This window comes from Pseudoalteromonas atlantica, assembly GCF_043641955.1.
In the GTDB taxonomy this organism is placed as follows: Bacteria; Pseudomonadota; Gammaproteobacteria; order Enterobacterales; family Alteromonadaceae; genus Pseudoalteromonas; species Pseudoalteromonas atlantica_A.
In genome coordinates this window covers 38,156-56,351 of the sequence record NZ_JBHZRV010000002.1, presented here as the reverse complement: position 1 = coordinate 56,351, position 18,196 = coordinate 38,156, and the positions used below count along the sequence as shown (strand labels likewise).

Annotated in this window: 13 protein-coding genes; 5 read left to right on the top strand and 8 right to left on the bottom strand. The window is 41.1% G+C overall.

The window, feature by feature from the left end:
• Positions 1 to 4: 4 nt before the first annotated feature.
• Entirely contained in the window at positions 5 to 493 is a 489-nt protein-coding gene (locus tag ACHUE3_RS03800) for a peptide-methionine (S)-S-oxide reductase (protein ID WP_394191631.1), read from the bottom strand.
• A 197-nt stretch (positions 494 to 690) separates the two neighbouring features.
• Here ACHUE3_RS03800 and ACHUE3_RS03795 point away from each other — a divergent pair, with 197 nt between their 5' ends.
• Positions 691 to 2,544, top strand: coding sequence for a TonB-dependent receptor plug domain-containing protein (locus ACHUE3_RS03795; RefSeq protein WP_394190370.1), 1,854 nt, complete (start codon positions 691 to 693; stop codon positions 2,542 to 2,544).
• Between the two features lie 70 nt (positions 2,545 to 2,614).
• On the opposite strand, the gene ACHUE3_RS03790 is transcribed toward ACHUE3_RS03795, so the two are convergent.
• A complete protein-coding gene (locus ACHUE3_RS03790; RefSeq protein ID WP_394190368.1) occupies positions 2,615 to 2,878 on the bottom strand; it encodes a YkgJ family cysteine cluster protein in 264 nt (87 codons plus the stop codon).
• 125 nt (positions 2,879 to 3,003) lie between these two features.
• On the opposite strand from ACHUE3_RS03790, the gene ACHUE3_RS03785 reads away from it, so the two are divergent.
• From ACHUE3_RS03785 to ACHUE3_RS03775, 3 genes are all read left to right on the top strand, one after another.
• Positions 3,004 to 4,176 (top strand): efflux RND transporter periplasmic adaptor subunit, encoded by a 1,173-nt coding sequence (locus ACHUE3_RS03785; protein WP_394190366.1) that lies wholly within the window; start codon positions 3,004 to 3,006, stop codon positions 4,174 to 4,176.
• 3 nt (positions 4,177 to 4,179) lie between these two features.
• Positions 4,180 to 7,359 (top strand): efflux RND transporter permease subunit, encoded by a 3,180-nt coding sequence (locus tag ACHUE3_RS03780; RefSeq protein ID WP_394190364.1) that lies wholly within the window; start codon positions 4,180 to 4,182, stop codon positions 7,357 to 7,359.
• Positions 7,360 to 7,533: 174 nt separating this feature from the next.
• Positions 7,534 to 9,000 (top strand): serine hydrolase, encoded by a 1,467-nt coding sequence (locus tag ACHUE3_RS03775; protein ID WP_394190362.1) that lies wholly within the window; start codon positions 7,534 to 7,536, stop codon positions 8,998 to 9,000.
• 52 nt (positions 9,001 to 9,052) lie between these two features.
• Here ACHUE3_RS03775 and ACHUE3_RS03770 read toward each other — a convergent pair whose 3' ends face one another.
• The gene (locus ACHUE3_RS03770; RefSeq protein ID WP_394191629.1) at positions 9,053 to 9,991 is read right to left on the bottom strand and encodes a LysR family transcriptional regulator; all 939 of its coding nucleotides are present in this window, start codon (positions 9,989 to 9,991) and stop codon (positions 9,053 to 9,055) included.
• Positions 9,992 to 10,106: 115 nt separating this feature from the next.
• On the opposite strand from ACHUE3_RS03770, the gene ACHUE3_RS03765 reads away from it, so the two are divergent.
• Positions 10,107 to 10,763, top strand: a complete 657-nt coding sequence (locus ACHUE3_RS03765; RefSeq protein ID WP_394190360.1) for a nitroreductase family protein — start codon at positions 10,107 to 10,109, stop codon at positions 10,761 to 10,763.
• Positions 10,764 to 10,800: 37 nt separating this feature from the next.
• On the opposite strand, the gene ACHUE3_RS03760 is transcribed toward ACHUE3_RS03765, so the two are convergent.
• From ACHUE3_RS03760 to dapB, 5 genes are all read right to left on the bottom strand, one after another.
• The gene (locus ACHUE3_RS03760; protein WP_394190358.1) at positions 10,801 to 11,844 is read right to left on the bottom strand and encodes a S66 family peptidase; all 1,044 of its coding nucleotides are present in this window, start codon (positions 11,842 to 11,844) and stop codon (positions 10,801 to 10,803) included.
• A 196-nt stretch (positions 11,845 to 12,040) separates the two neighbouring features.
• Entirely contained in the window at positions 12,041 to 12,517 is a 477-nt protein-coding gene (gene greA / locus ACHUE3_RS03755; RefSeq protein WP_087531652.1) for a transcription elongation factor GreA, read from the bottom strand.
• Positions 12,518 to 12,568: 51 nt separating this feature from the next.
• Positions 12,569 to 15,787 carry a carbamoyl-phosphate synthase large subunit gene (gene carB, locus ACHUE3_RS03750; protein WP_099295737.1) on the bottom strand — a complete coding sequence of 1,073 codons (3,219 nt, stop codon included), beginning with the start codon at positions 15,785 to 15,787 and terminating at the stop codon, positions 12,569 to 12,571.
• 16 nt (positions 15,788 to 15,803) lie between these two features.
• The gene (carA, locus tag ACHUE3_RS03745; protein ID WP_099295738.1) at positions 15,804 to 16,940 is read right to left on the bottom strand and encodes a glutamine-hydrolyzing carbamoyl-phosphate synthase small subunit; all 1,137 of its coding nucleotides are present in this window, start codon (positions 16,938 to 16,940) and stop codon (positions 15,804 to 15,806) included.
• A gap of 207 nt (positions 16,941 to 17,147) precedes the next feature.
• The gene (gene dapB / locus ACHUE3_RS03740; protein WP_394190354.1) at positions 17,148 to 17,948 is read right to left on the bottom strand and encodes a 4-hydroxy-tetrahydrodipicolinate reductase; all 801 of its coding nucleotides are present in this window, start codon (positions 17,946 to 17,948) and stop codon (positions 17,148 to 17,150) included.
• Positions 17,949 to 18,196: the final 248 nt, after the last annotated feature.

Genomic DNA, 18,196 nt, shown 5'->3' with positions numbered 1-18,196 from the left:
AAACTTATTTTGTTTTATACTTATGTAACAACGACAACGGAATATGACAGTAATCATCAGGAAAATGTGTGAGCCTGTCTTGGTGTTCATCATCACTTTTTACATAATTTGTTAGCGGCTTTACTTCAACGACAATTTTGTTTGCATCGTCACGCTGGTTGATGTAATTGGTAGCAGCGGTTAAATGCTCAGGCTGTTGGCTATAAATAGCCGTTCGGTATTTCTCGCCTTCATCTTCCCCCTGCTTGTTAATGCTGTAAGGGTCAATAATTTCAAAAAAGTAGTTGAACAACTGTTCTAGCGCAACGGCTTCAGGGTTAAAAATAACTTTTACGCACTCCGCGTATCCATCATAGTCACCGCCGGTATTATTACTGGTTCCATTGGCACGACCAGCTTGAGTGCTAACAACCCCTGGTAAGTGCTTCATAAACTCCTGTACACCCCACAAGCAGCCGCCTGCGAAGTAGATGGTATGCTGCTGTTTTGCCATAATTTTACCTACTTGGTATCTGTTGCTCACAAAAAACCTAGAGCGTATTAATTGGATTCTCGATTATAAAATGCAGTTTTTAATTATTGCTGTACAATACGGCGCAAAATCACTTTGCAAAACGCTTATATTATCACGCACATAATGTGATACGCATTTAATTTTTAGCGCTTAAACTTAAAGAAGATTAGTAAAAAATGAAACGTGCCCCGCACCTTATACTACCGATTATAATGATCCCCCTATCAAGCTACGCTTATTCAAATGAAGCAAATGAATTAGCTCAAATAGAAAAAATTACCATTAGTGCATCCCCTACTGCAAATCAATTACCTGTAGGCACCTTTGATGCACCTGTGTCTAACTTAGAGTATGACCCGCGTGTTGATTTGCAATCACGTAATATGGCAGAGGCGCAAGCAGATGTAACAATACGTGGCGGTATTTTCGAAAACACGGGTTTTCGCGTTGGTAGTGCGACTTTATTCGACCCGCAATCTGGGCATTATTTTGCTGAAATCCCTATCGCTCCACAAATGCTGAGTAGCCCAGCCATATTTACAGGTGTTGATAATGCTCTTTATGGTATGAATAGCTCAGTGGGAACAATTGATTTTGGTTGGACACCAATCAACACCGGTGGCAGTGTTTCCTTGGGTGTTGGTTCAAATGACTTTAATCTACAAAGCGTGAATGCGGGAATTACCATGCCTCTTGAAGGGTTGAAAGAATGGCAGTTAGGCTTTCAAGGTGAATATTCACACTCACAAAGTGACGGCACCATAGAGTATGGCGATCATGACTTTAGTCGTGCATCAGGGCGAGTACAATTGAGTGGGCCGCAATCACAAACTGATATTTTTTATGGCTCACAGCAGAAGTTTTTTGGTTGGCCAAATATGTATACTCCTTTTGGTGTAAATGAAACCGAAGACTTAGACACTGAACTGTTTTTAGTTAATCATCAGCAAAACTATGCAGCTGATAGCTCATTTGAAGTATCGGCTTATTATCGCAAAAATAACGATCATTATATTTATTCTCGTGAAAACCCAAGTGCCTTTGAAGCTTTTCATGAGACCGAAGTTAAATCGTTAGGTTTTTCAGGCCGACATGCCCAAAGTCAATCATTTGCTTTAAATTACTCAGCTCAGTTTATTGAAGATTCAATTGAATCAACCACGCTTGAGAATAACTTTACCTCGCGTAATTATTATAAATTAAGTGTGTTGCCTGAGTATCAAGCAGCTATTGCCAATAATCAATTACTGACAGTTCGTTTAGGTGCAGCCTATGATGATACCAATAGAGATGATTCAGAGTTTTCATTACTAGGCGATATAAACTGGAACACAGTGAATACTGATGGCACTGAACGTACGGTTTATTTATCATTTGCGCAAGCAAGCCAAGTTGCTGGTTACACAGCCATTGGCGGTAGTGATTCTGGTGGATTATTTAGAAGTAATTACAACCTAGAGCGCGAAACTACACAAAATATAGAGCTTGGTTTGTTACTTGAACAACAAACTTGGCAACTAAACTCAGCACTGTTTTATCGTCAAGATGAAAACTTAACTGATTGGACTTACAGCTTTGACTCTGTCTTTGCCCGCGCCGCAAACCCAGTAGATATAGACACTTCAGGCGTGGAGCTTTTAGCAACTAAACAGTTTGATACTGTTGAACTTGTTAGTAGTTATGCCTATCTGCACAAGTCAGAAACCTACGGCGCAAAGGATATTGATGCCAGTTTTTATGCATTAAACTTTCCTGATCACCGTATTACCCTCGGCGCAGTGTGGACCCCTACAGATATGTTAGAGTTTCGCATTGATAATGAGTGGCGTAAGCAGCATGAAAATGCATTACGCAGTGGCGATGACGAAGCTTTATTTACTCACTTAACCTTAAAGGTAACGCCAACGGTCGTTGACAACTTATTTATTACCCTTGCGGCAGATAACTTATGGGGTGAATCGTTTGAAGAAATACCCGGTACACAGGGTCGCGGCGAACAATACACCCTCAGCGCAACATACAGTTGGTAAAGGGCTAAAAAAAGATATGTCAAAAAACCGCATTTTTTTACGCGGTTTTTTTATTTTTTCAGCTCAAAAATCACGTCATTTGCTCTAATTCAGTAATTAAAGTTAACGCTTGTTCATTCGTTTGCCCACATACATCAACAGTAGCAGTAAAATCGCTACACACTTTCGGCCTGCTTTCATCACCAAATAATTTACATAAGTTATTGTTATCTAACTGAATGCATCGCTCTCCAGCTTTTTTACCATTTGGCATACCAGGAATTGGAGAGCTAATGCTCGGTGCAATACAACATGCTCCGCACCCCAATCGACAGCTCATAGCTTGTGTTTTCATATTTACCCCTTTTTACCCAATACCACCACTTTGTTAATTATGTAATGACTTGTTACATCTTCACACGACATATAAATACTTTATTCATTATCATTAGGCTGTCACCTAATTATGAGGAAAGCCCCGTGGCTACTAAAAAACAAATAATTCTACCTATTGCCGTACTCGTCGGCGGCATAGCACTGGCAGCTGGTTTCTCATCAATGAAACAGCCACCAGAAGAAAAACCAGAACAAGATACTCGTCCACTCGTGTCTACTGATGCAGTAAACCTTGATGCCATTTCCTTAGATGTAAAGTCGTATGGTGTCGTTAAAGCTAAAGATCATACACAATTAGTCGCTCAGGTAAGTGGTCAAGTTGTCTATGTATCAGAACAATTTGTACAAGGTGGATTTGTTAGCCAAGGCGACATTTTAGCACGAATTGACCCAAATGATTATGAAGCTGCACTTATTGAAGCACAAGCAGGTTTAGCGCAAGCGAGCGCTGATTTAGAAATTGAACGTGCCCAAGCGCATGTTGCAAAAGCTGAATGGGATCGTATAAAAGATGACTCTAACCAAGTAATCCCTTCTAATCTTTATTTACGTAAACCTCAATTAGCTGAAAAGCTTGCACGCTATCGTGCTGCTCAAGCTGCCGAAAAGCGTGCTGTTAGAAACTTAGAACGCACCTATATTAAAGCACCTTACGATGCCATTATTGCTGCGCGTGATATCAGCCTTGGGAGTGTTGTTAATCCTGGTAGTCAATTTGGTGCATTAAGCTCTACATCAATTGCTGAAATCCGTTTACCCGTTGCCGATAAAGAACTCCAGTACTTAGAAAATGGAGGCATTGGTGCAACTGCAACGCTAACGGCTGAATATGCTGGCAAACCAACAACATGGCAAGCCAAAATAGTACGCAGTGAAGGTGTTATCGATCAAAAAAGCCGTATGAGCTATTTGGTCGCTCAAGTAAATACACCTTATCAAAGTAAACAGCCACTGCGTTTTGGCTCATACATTAACGCCACCATCACAGGACAAACACTGAGTAATGCGATTGTTGTTCCTCATCACCTTGTGAAAGACAACAAAATTGCCGTTTTAAATGATGATTTAACGTTGTCATTCAAAACACTTAACATTGTCCGTGAACAAAATGGCATGGTGATCGCCAGTGAAGGGCTCAATCAAGGTCAGCAATTAATCACCTCAGCACTGGAGTTTCCTACCGAAGGGATGCAAGTAAAACTGAATGATTTAGCATCTCCTAAAAGCGCAACACAGCTTGCGTTAAAAGAGGAATAAGCCATGACCATTCACAGTGAAAAAGGCTTAATAGCCTGGTTTGCGCGCAACCCTGTTGCCGCCAACCTGCTCATGATTTTTATCTTAGTGGGCGGTATTTTAACGGCCTTTTCAATACGCAAACAGATGTTTCCACAGTTTGAAAATAACTGGATCAGCGTACAAGCAGTGTACCCTGGTGCAGCGCCTCAAGAGGTCGAAGAAGGCATAACAATCAAAATTGAGGAGGGCCTTGAAGGGTTAGAAGGCTTAAAACGTAAAATCACTTATTCAAATCGTGGCTTTTCGCAAGCATGGGTTGAAGTTGATGAAAAGTACGATACTAAGGAAGTGCTCGACGAAATAAAAATGCAAGTTGATGCTATCAATACCTTTCCTGCTGGCATGGAGCGCCCTATTGTTCGTCACAATAAGTTCCAGCAAGAAGTAATGATACTCGCACTATACGGTGACATGAGTAACTACCAATTAAAAGAACTTGGTAATAACATAAAAGATGAGCTACAAGCACTGCCGCAAATTAATCTTGTTAATTTTAACGGTGGTTTAGACTACGAAATAGGAATTGAAGTAAGCCCGGATAAACTGCGTGAATATGGTTTAACCTTTAGAGATATATCAAGCGCTGTACGTGCGTTTTCAGCAAATATGTCAGCGGGGCAAATACGCTCTGAAAATGGCTATATTTCAATGCGTGTTGAAAAACAAGCCTACCGTGGTAATGAGTTTGAAAAACTCCCTTTAATATTATTGCCTGACGGCGCACAAGTATTCTTGGGGGATGTGGCTACTATAAACGACGGTTTTGAAGAAGGCCTTCAATACTCTAAATATAACGGTAAAAACTCTCTTTCTTTCGAAGTAAATGCATCAAAAGATCAAGACATCACTAAAGTCGCTAAAGTTTTAAAGCAATATTTAGCGAATAAAGCCGACACTCTGCCAGCGGGCGTAAAATTAACACCGATTGTTGACTTAACGTACTACCTTGAAGGCCGTTTGGATATGATGGTCGACAACATGGTATGGGGCGGCATATTAGTTATGGTCGTACTGGCACTCTTTTTACCATTGCGTTTGGCGTTTTGGGTAATGATGGGTTTACCCGTGTCGTTCTTAGGTGCCTTTTTAATGATGCCGATGGGCTTTTTAGATGTCACAATCAACTTAGCCTCTTTGTTTGCATTTATACTGGTACTGGGAATAGTCGTTGATGACGCTATTGTTGTTGGTGAGTCCGCCAGTGCTGAGATTGAAAAACACGGCCACTCTCTTGATAACGTTGTGCGCGGTGTTAAACGTGTCGCAATGCCTGCCACTTTTGGGGTGTTAACCACCATTGCTGCATTTTTACCACAAACGTTAGCCACAGGCCCAGGGGCTGCGTTTTCTAAAGCCATTGGTGGGGTGATTATTTTATGCTTAATTTTCTCATTAATTGAGTCAAAATTAATACTTCCTGCACATTTGGCTGCAATGAAAGTACGTAAACCTAATCCTAAAAACCCGCTACATCGCTTACGCACAGTCATGGATGGCGGATTGAAACGTTTTGTACAAAACTACTACACGCCATTTATTGCACGTTGTATTCATTACCGTTACGCCGTCATCATGGGCTTTGTTTGTATACTTATAGTCAGTGGCGGTATGTTCGCTGGTGGTTTAGTTAAGTTTGTTGCAAACCCAAAAATCCCTCATGATTTTCCACGTATTTCGGTTGAAATGAACTTAGCGTCGTCAGAACAAGCTACGCTGGCAACGATACAGCAAATTGAACAAGTTATTTTAGACGTTGATGAACAACTTAAAGAACAATACGGCACTGCGATGGTGCGTGATTTATCAGTAAGCCTGCGTGGTCGTACAAATGCTCGCATTATGGCTATATTGATTGAACCAGACTTACGCCCTATCGATACGTTTGCGCTCAGCGCCTTATGGCGTGAACAAATGCCACCTCTGCCTGGTGTTAAAACACTAACAATTGAAGACAGTATAATGAATGGTGGACGAGATGATGGCGATATTAGCTTTCGTTTAGAAGGTAAGGATAATAAGCAGCTTAAAGAGGTTGCAGCCAAACTGAAAGAAAAACTAAACAGTATGGAAGGTGTGGGTGATGTAAATGACTCAATGCAAAGTGCCACAGATGAAGTACAACTAGACCTTAAACCTCTTGCTTACAGCATGGGGCTGACACTGTCAGATGTTGCATCACAAGTAAGCTTTAGCTATTACGGCCTTGAAGCACAGCGTATTTTACGTAATGGTGAAGAAATTAAGGTGATGATTCGTTACCCTGAAGAGGCACGTAACTCAATTAGCGATATTGAAAGTGTACGTATCATTACACCAAGCGGTGCTGAAGTACCACTTGCAGAAATTGCGCAAGTAAACTTGGTCGATGGTGTTAACCGTATTCGCCGTGAAAACTCAAAACGTACGATTAATGTATGGGCTGCTGTTAATACTGACCAAGTAGAACCATTTGCAATAGCACAAGAGATACGTGATGAATACTTACCTGCCCTACTTAAAAATTACCCGGGCGTGCAAAGTAGTGTTGCCGGACGTATTCAAGAAGAAATGGACAGTGTAGCTGAGCAAGTGCGGGATTTTGCATTATCAATGATGATTATATTCGCATTATTAGCGATACCACTTCGCTCTTATTCACAGCCACTAATCATTATGTCAGTGATCCCATTCGGTGTAATTGGCGCTATGTTTGGTCATATGATTTTAGGTATGACCATGAGCGGCTTATCAATCTTTGGCATTATCGCGGTAGCGGGTGTTGTTGTGAACGATTCATTAGTTATGGTTGATTTTGTTAACAAAGCCCGTGCTGATGGCGTTGCAATCAAGGATGCGGTTATGCAAGCTGGGGCACGTCGTTTTAGAGCCATTTTGTTGACTTCAATCACTACATTTATTGGCGTACTTCCAATCATTATGGAAACCAGCTTACAAGCAAAAATAGTTATTCCAATGGCTGTATCGCTGGCGTTTGGTGTGCTATTTGCCACCGTAATTACTCTGATTTTGATTCCATGCCAATATGTAGCACTGGAGGATCTTAAACGTGTGATTCGTAAAGTTCGCGGTAAAGACCCTGTTATTGATGTTTATACAAAGAATGGTGTTATTGATAACAAAGCTAACCCTACTCAGTTATAAAATTTGATATCCCAACCAACAAGCCCGCATTGTTTACAGCGCGGGCTTTTTTATATTCTAAAAAGCAACAATCGGTGATTTAATCACAATAAATCAACACGATATAGATTTACTTTGTCTGCTATCCGCGATATGAATAGTTCATTAAATAATCGAACTTATTACAGGATAACGATGAAAACCACCGTTTGTAGACTCTATTTTGCCTTGCTGACAATTGTATTACTAAGCACTACACAGGTAGTAAAGGCTAACTCAGTTGCCAAAAAAATGGATAATTTTGTCAGTTCATTTCATCAGCTAAAACAATTCAACGGCAATGTGTTAGTGGCAAAGCAAGGCGATATACTCTTTGAGAAAAGTTATGGCCATGCTAATTTCGAATGGGATATTAAAAATACCGCACAGACAAAGTTTCGAATAGGCTCAATAACTAAACAGTTTACCGCATTGCTTATTTTACAATTAGTACAACAAGGTAAAATACAACTCGATGCGCCTTTAAGCACATACCTGCCCAACTACCGTAAAGATATTGGTAATAAAATTACGATAAGGCAGATACTAAATCACACATCAGGGCTCGATAATTACACACGAGCAAAAGACTTTAGAACACGAATTAGCCGTAATCCATACACTGTTGATGAATTTATTGAATTATTGTGTAGTGAAGACCTACTATTTGAACCTGGCACGCAATTTCGTTATAGCAATTCAGGCTACTTTATTTTAGGTGCGGTTATTGAAGTGATAACTCAAAAGCGCTATCAAGATGTACTTCAGCAGCGTATTTTAACGCCGCTAAATATGCATGATACAGGTTATGACTCACACACAAAAATAATCCCACAGCGTGCATCAGGGTATAGCAATAATTTAGATGGTTATAAAAATGCTGATTATTTAGATATGTCAATCCCCTACGCTGCGGGCTCTATGTACTCAACTGCACGCGATCTTGTTAAATGGGATCAGGCTCTTTACACAAACACGTTATTAAATGAAAAACTGAAAAGCCAAATGTATACGGTCTCCGAACAACGTAATTATGCTCTAGGCTGGGAAGTAAATCAGTTAGAGTCTAATAAATATGGTAAACCTCTGACACAAATTCAGCACGGCGGAGGAATTGATGGATTCAATGCATTTATCAGCCGAATAATTGAAGATCAATTATTGGTCGTTATTCTTAATAATACTGGCGGTGCACCACTTACACCTATGAGCAGAGGTTTGACCGATATTTTTTATAACAAGCCATATAAAGCTGCAACTGAAAATGTCGATAGCCAACTTTATAATGCTTTGCAAACTGGCGGCATTACAAAACTAAAGAGCAAATATAACCAGTTGGATGTGCAAAAAATCGCCCTTAGAGAAAGAAGCATTAATTATTTCGGTTATGAATTGATGGCTATGAAAGAGCTGGAGGCTGCAATTACTATATTTGAGCTAAATGCTGCTAAATACCCAGATTCAGCTAATACCCATGATAGTTTAGGTGAAGCATATATGGCAGCAAAAAAATATTCACTTGCTCTACAAAGTTACCAACAAGCACTTGACTTAGAGCCTAACAGTGAAAGCGCTCAACAGGCTATTAATCAGCTGCGGACAATTAAAAAACATAGTCAATAACAACGAATTTAAATATAAAAATGCGCTTGTGTTTATTCAAGCGCGTTTAAATTTAGTCCTTCAAAACACTCTTATCGAGAATACCTTTATCTATTAATGCCGTAAGTTTTGCCTTTGCTTTTTCGCGGCATACATCGCGCAGCAACCTTACCGCAGGTGTGATTGATTGTCTGGTTGGGCAAATAAGCCACAGCTCACCACATGTGTGTTGATAATCAGGCATTAATGTTATTACCCTATCATTGATGAGGTCATCTGCAATATCTAATGCAGATTTAACAGCAAGCCCTTTGCTAGCAACACACCAACGCCTCACTAAATCGCCATCGTTAGATGCACGCTTACCTTGCATTTTCACTTTGTATTTATTTTGGCCGTCAGTGAATTCCCACACATTATTGATTATGTCTTGTAATTGATAAAAAAGACCTTCGTGACTCTGTAAATCGTCCGGGTGTTGCGGATTTCCGTGCTCAAGGACATAACCTTTGGTTGCACATAATAAACGCGGAACATTGCAAATTTTAAAGCCATACACGTTTGCATCACTAGGCGAACCATAGCGCAGTGCGATGTCTACAGAATCACGATAAAAGTCTATATTACTATCGCTTATGTGTGTACGTAAGCTGACCTTAGGGTATTTGTCCATAATTTCATCAATCCAAGGGATCACTATATTTCGCCCTAAGTCAGATGAAAGCGCAACGCGTAACTCCCCTTCTATTTCATCGTGTTCACCTTTGAGGTTTTGCTTTGCAATTTCAAGCATCGCAACCGCCTGCTCACATTGAGGGATATATCGCTCCCCCGCTGCAGATAACCTTAGGTGACGAGTGGTACGTACAAAAAGCTCAATACCCAACGATGCCTCAACTCGTTTTATTGCAGCACTGGCTGTCGCTGCGCGCATATCAAGTTTTGCTGCAGCGAGGGTAATACTTTTAAGCTCAGCAACTTTTAATATCAGTTTTAAATCGTCAACCTGCATATTATCTAATTTTATTTGATAATGATTCAATTATTATGCTGTTTATCAACCCTAATGCAAGCGTTAATATTCATCCAACGGCAAGCACTTGTAAAAAATTTAACAGGAATCAATCATGACACACCCAATAATTACTGATTTGAAAACACGCTATACAGCTAAAAAGTATGATAAAACTAAACGTGTACCAGCTGAAGATTTAGCTGTTCTTATTGAAGCTATACGTCTTTCTCCTTCATCGATAAACTCTCAACCATGGAAGTTTATTGTTATTGAATCTGATCAGGCAAAAGAACGGATGCACCGTACTTTTGAAAATAAATTTCAATTTAATCAGCCTCATATAAAAGCAGCTTCGCACACTATTTTATTTGCTTACAACCCAACCTATACTCGCGATGATTATGCACAAGTCATCGATACAGATATCAAAAATGGTCGCACACCAAAAGAAAATCGAGAACAAGCATTCGGCGCATTTGCTTTTGTTGATTTAAACACAGATGACAATGGCAATAATGCGGCGTGGACTAAAGCGCAAACATATATAGCATTGGGCAATGCCATGCATGCTGCTGCGCGATTGGGTATAGATTCAACTCCGATGGAAGGAGTAGATTCACAACTAATTGGTGAGGAGTTTAAACACGAACTAAATGGCTACATTTGTGATGTTGCAATGGTGATTGGCTATCATGATAGCAGTGAAGATTATAACGCCACATTACCTAAGTCTCGTTTGGAAAAAGAGCAAATAGTCGACGTACTTTAAAATAATTGTAGGCTCATGCCAGTGCATGAGCCTAAAGCTACTTTAAAGAAGTGATCAAGCTCACATTATTAGCGACACCCTTATTAATACTGGCTTTAAATGTACAAAAAGCACCATTGATTAAACTCATATTTGGCGCTATATGGCCAATATCGGCATCAATAATAACAGGGAAAATACATTTCCCAAGCGCCAGCTCTATAGCCTCATAATAATCAACCTCTTTATGAGGCGAGTAAATTAAAGCACTGCGACCTAGAATAATGCCATTAATATCCGTAAATAAACCATTGAGCTTTAACGCCATTAAACTACGCGCCACAGCCGTTGGTGGCAGCTCTGCGTTTTCGAGATACAGCACCAGGCCCTCTTGGGCATAACGTTGTTTAAACGAATGTAAATCAAGATAGGGCGTCGCTAGTAAAACATTGAGACTGTCTAAACAGCCACCAAACAACCGCCCTGTTAGCTCAATGTCTCTGGCATCTTTGTAATTTAAACAACGCCATTGGCTAGGCTGTGTAAAGTTAAATAATGAATTAGGCTCTGTTGCATAATCGATTGTTTTTTCTTGATAATACTCAGCGGGTATTTGCTTGAACTGCTCACCCTTGTTAAGCGCCAACACATCAAATACTTGCAAACAATACTGATCTGTTTCATCAGGATGCTGTTGCATCAAATTTGCTGTGTGTAATGTAGCCCACCCACAGCGTGCTGTTAGCATACACATAAAAGTGCTGATATCAGAAAAGCCAACAATCCATTTTGGCCGATAAGACTTAATTGCATCAAAATTAATAAATTGCAGTATTTCCATAGCCAACTCTCCTCCCCAAGGTGGCATAACGGCAGCAATTGAATCATCCTGTAAAAAGCGAGTTAGTTCATCAGCTCTATCTTTAGCTGACTTAAAGTCTCGAAGGCTCTCCCCTTCAACAACCTGATAACCACGTAACTTTAATCCCTGAATAACTGCATCTAAGCGGGCATGAAAAGGCTTTTCAACACAACTGGAAAAAGCACATATGGCAATTTTATCACCTCTCTGTAGAGGCGCAGGGAAGACAATCGATTCCATAAAACTCCTTACAAAATTGTTAAATGCAGAGATGTCCCATTTACTATGGGTACGGTGATGTTAACTCAACGTACCTAACTTTTTTACTGATGTCGAGCTTTTAACTGTGATCACTTAAATCGACTTGTTCAGATTGCAGGCATAAAAAAACCGCTGATAATCAGCGGTTTTTAAAAACGCAAAGTCAGGAAAGTATTTAAACGTACTCAACTTCGATAACTTCGTATTCAACGTCACCATTTGGCGTTTTGATAATAACGGCATCATCTGCCTGCTTACCAATTAAACCTCGGGCAATCGGTGAATTGACCGAAATACGATTGTTTTTAATATCTGCTTCGTCATCACCTACAATTTGGTAGGTTACTTCTGCATCTGTTTCAACATTTACAATTGTCACAGTGGTACCGAAAATAACTTTACCTGTGTTTGGTAATTTTGTTACATCTATAATTTGTACGTTTGAAAGCTTCGCTTCAATTTCTTGAATACGGCCTTCACAAAAACCCTGTTGCTCACGCGCAGCATGATACTCAGCGTTTTCTTTTAAGTCACCGTGTTCACGCGCATCAGCAATATCAGCAACGATTTTAGGACGGGTAACTGTTTTTAATTCGTTAAGCTCTTTACGCAGTAACTCTGCGCCACGAACTGTCATCGGAATTGTTTGCATACTTTTCTCACTTAATCCCAAGGCCGCGAATAACGGCCTTGGCACATTTCCTTAGTTCAATCGCTGGTGTAGTTCTTGAACTGACGTCACTTTGCTGCGGTCGTCTGCTTGGTTTGCAGTACAGTTAGCAAATGCCGCATTCAAGGTCGTGGTATAGTTAGTTTTGTGTTGCAATGCACCACGACGTAACACCTTCGAATCTTCGATCGCTTGGCGACCTTCGGTGGTATTCACGATATAGCTATACTCGCCATTTTTGATTCTATCAAGAATATGCGGGCGACCTTCAAATACTTTGTTTACTCGACGAACGGTAATACCAGCGTCTTCAAGGGCTGCAGCTGTACCACCTGTAGCATCTATTTCAAAACCAAGGTCAGTCATGGTTTTTGCAAGTTCTACAATACGTGGCTTATCGCTATTACGAACAGATAGTAACGCGCGGCCGCCGCGTGGTAAAGTGTTGCTTGCACCTAATTGTGCTTTAGCGAACGCTTCGGCGAAAGTATCACCAACACCCATAACCTCACCCGTAGAGCGCATTTCTGGGCCACGGATTGGATCAACACCTTGGAACTTAGCAAACGGTAGTACAACTTCTTTTACGCTGTAATACGGTGGAATAACTTCTTTGGTGATCCCTTGACTTGCAAGTGATTGACCAGCCATACAACGTGCCGCTACTTTTGCAAGTGCTACACCTGTCGCTTTAGATACAAATGGTACTGTACGCGCTGCCCGTGGGTTTACTTCGATTAAATACACTTTGCCATCTTTAACAGCAAATTGAGTATTCATCAAACCAACTACGCCAAGTTCAAGTGCCATATCGGTTACTTGCTTACGCATAACGTCTTGTACTTCTTGCGTTAATGAGTGCGCAGGTAATGAACATGCAGAGTCACCTGAGTGAACACCGGCTTGTTCAATATGTTCCATGATACCGCCGATAATTACTTGCTCGCCGTCGCAAATCGCGTCAACGTCAACTTCAATCGCGTTATCTAAGAAGCGGTCAAGTAGGACTGGTGCTTCGTTTGATGCAGATACAGCTTCTGTCATGTAACGACGTAAGTCTTGCTCGTCATACACAATTTCCATCGCACGACCACCTAGTACATACGAAGGACGTACAACTAGAGGGAAACCAATTTCAGCTGATTTAGCAATCGCTTCTTCTGTTGAAGTCACGGTTGCGTTTTCTGGCTGTAATAAGTCTAAGCGCTCAACTAACTGCTGGAAACGTTCACGGTCTTCAGCGCGGTCGATTGCATCTGGCGAAGTACCAATTACTGGCACACCGTTAGCTTCAAGCTCACGGGCAAGTTTAAGGGGTGTTTGACCACCATATTGCACGATAACGCCTTTTGGCTTTTCAACACGGACGATTTCTAGTACGTCTTCAAGCGTAATTGGCTCAAAGAATAAGCGATCTGATGTGTCATAGTCAGTAGAAACAGTTTCAGGGTTACAGTTAACCATGATTGTCTCATAACCGTCATCACGTAATGCAAGCGCTGCGTGTACACAACAGTAATCAAATTCAATACCTTGACCGATACGGTTAGGACCACCACCGATAACCATGATTTTATCACGGTCAGATGGATTCGCTTCACACTCTTCATCGTATGATGAATACATGTAAGCAGTATCAGAGCTAAATTCTGCAGCACAGGTATCTACGCGCTTATAAACTGGCACGATGTTTAATTGATGACGCTTTTTACGAATTTCAGCTTCAGATACACCGGCAATTTCAGCGATACGTGGGTCTGCAAAACCTTTACGCTTTAATTTACGCAGGAAGTCAGCATTTAAACCTGCCATGCCTACTTCTGAAATTTTTGCTTCGTCTTTTAAAATATCTTCAATCTGTACTAAGTACCAAGGGTCAATCTTAGTCAGTTCGAACACATCATCAACACTCATACCGTGACGCATTGCATCAGCAATGTACCAAATGCGCTCTGCACCAGGCTCGCGTAATTCACGGATGATTTTTTCTTTCGCTTTAGGGTCATCTAAGGCAACTATCGGGTTAAAGCCCGTTGCACCAACTTCAAGACCACGTAATGCTTTATGTAATGATTCTTGTTGGTTACGACCAATCGCCATTACTTCGCCCACTGACTTCATTTGCGTGGTTAAACGGTCGTTTGCACCGGCAAATTTTTCAAAGTTAAAGCGAGGAATTTTTGTTACAACGTAATCGATTGACGGCTCAAACGATGCTGGTGTTTTACCGCCAGTAATATCATTTTGTAACTCATCAAGGGTATAACCTACAGCAAGCTTTGCCGCAATTTTAGCAATTGGGAAACCCGTTGCTTTAGAAGCAAGTGCCGATGAGCGAGATACACGCGGGTTCATCTCAATGATAACCATACGGCCATCAACTGGATTTACACCAAACTGTACGTTAGAACCACCGGTTTCTACACCAATCTCACGCAGTACTGCCATAGAGGCATTACGCATGATTTGGTACTCTTTGTCCGTCAATGTTTGTGCTGGTGCTACAGTGATTGAGTCACCTGTATGAACACCCATTGGGTCAAAGTTTTCAATAGAACAAACGATAATACAGTTGTCTTTTTTGTCGCGAACAACTTCCATTTCGTATTCTTTCCAACCGATTAATGATTCATCAATCAATAATTCACTGGTTGGCGAAAGGTCTAAGCCACGCTCACAGATTTCTTCAAACTCTTCCATGTTATAAGCCACACCGCCACCGGTGCCGCCCATAGTGAAAGAAGGACGAATAATACATGGCAAGCCAATGCGCGTCATAGTGTCGCGAGCTTCATCCATTGAGTGAGCGATTTCAGCGCGCGGACATTCTAAGCCGATGTTTTTCATTGCAACATCGAAACGTTCGCGGTTTTCTGCTTTATCGATAGCATCTGCCGTTGCGCCAATTAGCTCAACGCCGTGCTTAGCCAATACACCGTGCTTGTCTAAGTCTAGCGCACAGTTTAATGCAGTTTGACCACCCATAGTAGGAAGGACCGCATCAGGCTTTTCTTTTTCAATGATTTTTTCAACAACTTCCCAATGAATTGGTTCGATGTACGTCGCATCAGCCATTTCAGGGTCAGTCATAATTGTTGCAGGGTTCGAGTTAACTAAGATAACTCGATAACCTTCTTCTCTAAGTGCTTTACACGCTTGAGCACCAGAGTAGTCAAATTCACAGGCCTGGCCGATTACAATCGGGCCAGCGCCTAGGATAAGAATGCTTTTTAAATCGGTACGTTTTGGCATTATTACTCCAGTCTAATTAGTTGTTACGCGCTTGCATCAGGTCGATGAAGTGGTCAAATAATGGGGCTGCATCATGCGGGCCTGGGCTTGCTTCTGGGTGACCCTGGAAGCTAAACGCTGGCTTATCTGTGCGATGAATACCTTGCAATGTACCGTCAAATAATGATTTATGCGTTGCACGAAGGTTAGCAGGTAGGCTTGCTTCGTCAGCAGCAAAACCGTGGTTTTGCGCAGTAATCATTACAACGTCGCGGTCTAAGTCTTTCACTGGGTGGTTACCACCGTGATGACCGAACTTCATTTTTGCGGTTTTTGCGCCCGATGCTAATGCTAATAATTGGTGCCCTAAACAAATACCAAAGATAGGTGTTTCTGTTTCTAAAAAGGCTTTAATTGCATCAATTGCGTATGTACATGGTTCTGGATCACCTGGGCCATTTGATAAAAAGATACCATCTGGGTTTAGTGCTAACACGTCTGCTGCTGAGGTTTGCGCAGGTACAACGGTTAGTTTACATCCACGGTCTACAAGCATACGTAAGATATTACGCTTCACACCGAAATCGTAGGCAACAACGTGAAACTTTTCATCAGCCGCATCTAAGGTTTTAAACCCTTCGCCTAATGTCCAGCTTGATTCACGCCACTCAAAATTTTCCTTGGTTGAGACTACTTTTGCTAAATCCATGCCTTTTAAGCCTGGGAAGGCTTGCGCAGCTGCGAGCGCTTTGCTTTCATCGATATCATCACCTGCAATAATACAGCCGTTTTGAGCACCTTTATCGCGCAAAATACGAGTCAGTTTACGAGTGTCGATATCTGCAATACCTAAGATATTGCGTTGTTTTAAGTAATCATCTAACGATTGCTCGTTACGGAAATTACTTGCTAGCAGTGGCAAATCACGGATCACTAGGCCTTTCGCCCAAATGTGACCCGCTTCTTCGTCTTCGCTGTTAGTACCCGTATTACCGATATGTGGGTACGTCAAAGTTACGATTTGTTCCGCGTATGAAGGGTCAGTCAGGATTTCCTGATAACCAGTCATAGACGTATTGAATACTACTTCGCCGACTGACATGCCGTCAGCGCCGATTGCAGTACCGCGAAACACTGTGCCGTCTTCTAGAACTAACAGAGCGGATTTAGTCAAGTTAACCTCCTAACAGTAAAAAACGGGAGTAAAGTCATTTGCTTTACTACCCGTTTATAGCGATTGGAAACACGCAATTATGAATTTTTGGCAAATTGGCGCTATTTTATAGTAATTTACGCTTTAGGTCTAACGATAATTCATTAAATAGCAAAAATAAGCACTATTAGCTAAAAAACACGTCAAAGCGCCAAAAATGCACCTTAACTACTTCAAGTCAAGCACATCTTGCATGTCATAAAGTCCAGCAGGCTTATTTTTCAACCAGCCTGCAGCTCTTACAGCACCTAATGCAAAGGTCATTCTTGAACTTGCTTTGTGAGTTAATTCAAGCCTTTCGCCAGAAGTTGCGAAATATGCTGTGTGTTCACCAACTATGTCGCCACCTCTGAGCACTGAATAACCGATTTCTTTTTGTGATTTGGTTTGTTCAACTTGGCTACGATCATAAACAGCAACTTCATCATGATCCCATCCTTTCGCCTGTGCAATTGATTCACCAATGGCTAATGCAGTTCCTGATGGAGCATCAATTTTATGGCGGTGATGCGCTTCAAATATTTCAATATCCAAATCGTCGCCAAATTTAGTGGCGGCGGTTTGTACTAAGTTAAGCAGTAAATTAACCCCAACGCTATAATTGCGAGCAAAAACTATTGGGATATGTTTAGCAGCTTCTTTTAGTGCTTGCATATCATCATCATTTAGGCCCGTGGTACCTATTACCATCGCAATATTATTTGCCACTGCAGTTTTTAAATGCGTGCGCATTCCTGCAGGTAAAGTAAAGTCTATTAATACGTCAATGTCGCGTGCTACTTCACGCTCATCGCTAAACGTAACAGCCAGTGGCGCTGCACTATTTAATTGATTTACTGCAATATTTAACAAAGGAGAACGACTACGAACATAGGCTGCAGCTAACTCGGCATTGCTATCTTTGTGTGCGGCTTCTAATAATGCTAATCCCATTCTTCCGTTTGCGCCAAATACGCCGATTCGATTCATATCAATAACCTTTGCAAAATTAAGTGAACTAGATTTTATCTAAAACTCGTGTAATAGTCAGGTAACCCTTTTAAAAAATAATAATAACAGATACCCATAGACTTTAGCCATCTATACATTTAAACTTCCTTTTTGCGCCGATTTGGTCTTTGGCTTGCGGGCGCTGTTGAGCTTCTTATCACGTTGATAAGACAACCAACTAAATTCAGCTAAAAAAGGGAAGTTTTGGCTGTAGTATATGATATCTA